2 protein-coding genes and 1 riboswitch are annotated in these 3,383 nt (G+C 58.9%); both genes read left to right on the forward strand.

Annotated features, from left to right (window positions below; translation table 11 throughout):
• Nucleotides 1–1,154 (forward strand): magnesium transporter (gene mgtE / locus VN887_03085; protein ID HXT38985.1); only part of this gene is annotated, 1,154 nt, incomplete at its 5' end.
• Nucleotides 1,155–1,191: 37 nt separating this feature from the next.
• Nucleotides 1,192–1,298: riboswitch (TPP riboswitch) on the forward strand.
• Between the two features lie 54 nt (nt 1,299–1,352).
• Entirely contained in the window at nt 1,353–3,347 is a 1,995-nt protein-coding gene (gene thiC / locus VN887_03090) for a phosphomethylpyrimidine synthase ThiC (GenBank protein HXT38986.1), read from the forward strand.
• Nucleotides 3,348–3,383 lie beyond the last annotated feature (36 nt).

Genomic DNA, 3,383 nt, shown 5'->3' on the forward strand with positions numbered 1-3,383 from the left:
TGGGCAGGGAGGAAGTCGCGGGCATTCTCAATGATATTTCCCCCGACGACCGCACGGCGTTGTTGGAAGAGCTGCCGTCCGCGGTCACACAAAAACTCCTGGCGCTGCTCAAACCGGAAGAGCGCAAAATCGCCACCGACCTGCTGGGGTATCCAAAAGACTCGATTGGCCGGCGCATGACGCCCGAATACGTGGCAGTCAAACAAAACTGGACCATCGCCGAAGTCCTTGAACATTTGCGCCGCGAAAAACAGAAACGTGATTCGGTAAGCCAGCTTTACGTCGTGGATGACCGCGGCCGGCTCGTGGATTTCGTCCGGCTGCGCGACCTCGTCGTTTCAGATCCCCAGGTGCCTGTGAGTGAATTGTTGCAAAACCAGAACCTTGCGCTCAACGCGACCGATGACCAGGAGACCGCTATTGCCGCGTTCAAGAAGTACGACGTGACGATCCTGCCCGTCATCGACGGCAAGGGCGTCATCGTGGGGGTTGTCACGGTGGACGATGTGCTCGATCTTGTGGAAAAGGAAGCGACCGAGGATATTCAAAAGCTGGGCGGTGTAGAAGCCCTGGACGCCCCCTATTTTCGCATTGGTTTGCTGGAAATGCTGAAGAAACGCGCGCCCTGGCTTTCCATTTTGTTCATCAGTGAAATGTTCACCTCAACCGCCATGGGTTATTTCGAGAACGAAATTGAAAAGGCCGCTGTGCTGGCCATTTTTCTGCCCCTGATATTGTCCAGTGGCGGTAATTCGGGTTCCCAGGGCACGACGCTCATCATCCGTGCAATGGCGTTGCGCGACATTTCGTTGAAGGATTGGTGGCGCGTCTTCAAGCGCGAACTGGCGACGGGCTTTCTGCTGGGCTGTTCACTCGCGGTGCTGGGCATTGCGCGCATCCTCCTTTGGCAGTTGTTGCACTTGAAAGACTACGGACCTTATTACCTTTTGCTGGCCTTCACGATCGGCGGAAGCCTTGTGGGCGTGGTGTTATGGGGCAGCCTCGTGGGCGCGATGCTGCCGATGTTGTTGCGATTTTGCAAGCTGGACCCTGCCACGTGCTCCGCGCCGTTCGTCGCCACCCTGGTGGATGTGACCGGAATCATCATCTATTTTACGCTGGCGTTTCGCGTGCTGCACGGAAAACTGCTCTGAACTCCGCTTGACCCGCTCTTCGCGCGGACCTAGATTCTTGTCGTAACCGGGGAGCCGTTGGAACGGCTGAGAGGTCCGCTGAGCGGACGACCCTTTGAACCTGATCCAGGTAATGCTGGCGTAGGAATCTTCAATTTCTTTTCGCCCTCCTGAATCAAACCGTAGCGGCGACCCATGACCGTTGAGGAAAGAAAGTTTATGATCGCGACCAAAGACTCGTTCGAACCGCACAGCAGCGAACAATTGCCCGCCAGCAAAAAGATCTACGTGCAGGGTAAGTTGCACAAAGACGTCCGCGTGCCGATGCGTGAGATCGAGGTGTTGCCCACGAAGTCATACACCGGTGCGGTCACGACGAATGATCCCGTGCGCGTGTACGATTGCTCCGGTCCGTGGGGCGATCCCGCGTTCACCGGCACATCCGAGCAGGGGCTGCCCGCGTTGCGTCGCGATTGGATTCTCAAACGTGGCGACGTCGAGGAGATTGATGGTCGCGAAGTGAAGCCGCAGGACGACGGTTATCTCTCCGGCAAACACGCCGAATACGCCAGCAAGGCGGAGAAGAATCGCCTCGTGGAATTTCCCGGCCTCACATCGCAGCGCCGCCGCCCGCTCCGCGCGAAGGTGGGTAAAGTCGTCACGCAACTCGCCTACGCCCGTGCCGGCATCATCACGCCGGAGATGGAATTCATCGCCATCCGGGAGCAAATGACGAATGACAAATGCCGAATGACGAATGGGGATTTGTCGCGCGACAACGTCCGCAACGACCTGAACAAGCAGCACGCTGGTAGCGCGCAACTCTCGTCATTAGAAATTCGTCATTCGGAATTCACGCCGAGTGTGTTCAGGAAGTTTCCGCAAAGAATCCCGGCTGAGATAACTCCGGAGTTTGTGCGTGCAGAGGTGGCGGCGGGCCGCGCCATCATCCCGAACAACATCAATCATCCCGAGTCCGAGCCGATGATCATCGGGCGCAACTTCCTCGTGAAGATCAACGCCAACATCGGCAACAGCGCCGTCGCGTCCAGCATCGAGGAGGAGGTCGAGAAGATGCGCTGGGCCACCAAGTGGGGCGCGGACACCGTCATGGACCTCTCCACCGGCAAGAACATCCACGCCACGCGCGAATGGATTCTCCGCAACTCGCCCGTGCCCATCGGCACTGTGCCGATTTATCAGGCGCTCGAAAAAGTGAACGGCAAAGCCGAGGACCTCACGTGGGAACTCTTCCGCGACACGCTCGTCGAACAAGGCGAGCAAGGCGTGGATTACTTCACCATTCACGCCGGCGTGTTGCTGCGCTTCGTGCCGCTCACCGCGAACCGCATGACCGGCATCGTGTCGCGCGGCGGCAGCATCATGGCCAAATGGTGTCTCTCGCATCACCAGGAAAATTTCCTCTACACCCACTGGGACGACATCTGCGACATCATGGCCGCCTACGACGTCGCGTTCAGCATCGGCGACGGACTGCGCCCCGGCTCGATTGCCGACGCCAACGATCAGGCGCAATTCGGCGAACTCCAGGTGCAGGGCGAACTCACCCGCCGCGCCTGGGCCAAAGGCGTCCAAGTGATGAACGAAGGCCCGGGCCACGTGCCCATGCACATGATCGAGGAAAACATGGCCAAGCAACTCGAATGGTGCGGCGAAGCGCCGTTCTACACGCTCGGACCGCTCACCACCGACATCGCGCCCGGCTACGACCACATCACCAGCGGCATCGGCGCGGCGATGATCGGCTGGTATGGTTGCGCGATGCTTTGCTACGTCACGCCCAAGGAACATCTCGGCCTGCCAAACAAGAAAGACGTCAAAGACGGCGTCATCGCCTACAAGATCGCCGCCCACGCCGCCGACCTCGCGAAGGGCCATCCCGGCGCGCAATACCGCGACAACGCGTTGAGCAAGGCGCGGTTTGAATTCCGCTGGGAAGATCAATTCAACCTCAGCCTCGACCCCGTTACCGCGCGCGAATTCCACGACGAAACCCTCCCGCAGGAAGGCGCAAAGACCGCGCACTTCTGCTCCATGTGCGGCCCGCACTTCTGCTCGATGAAGATCACTGAAGACGTCCGCAAATACGCCGCCGAGCAAGGCATCGCCGAGGAAGAAGCGCTGAAGAAGGGCATGGAAGAAAAGTCGAAGGAGTTCGTGGAAAAAGGCGCGGAGGTTTACTCGAAGGTGTGATTTCGACGGAGCGCGGCTGTATCGAAGATCAGCCGC

The sequence above is a fragment of the Candidatus Angelobacter sp. genome (genome assembly GCA_035607015.1).
In the GTDB taxonomy this organism is placed as follows: Bacteria; Verrucomicrobiota; Verrucomicrobiia; order Limisphaerales; family AV2; genus AV2.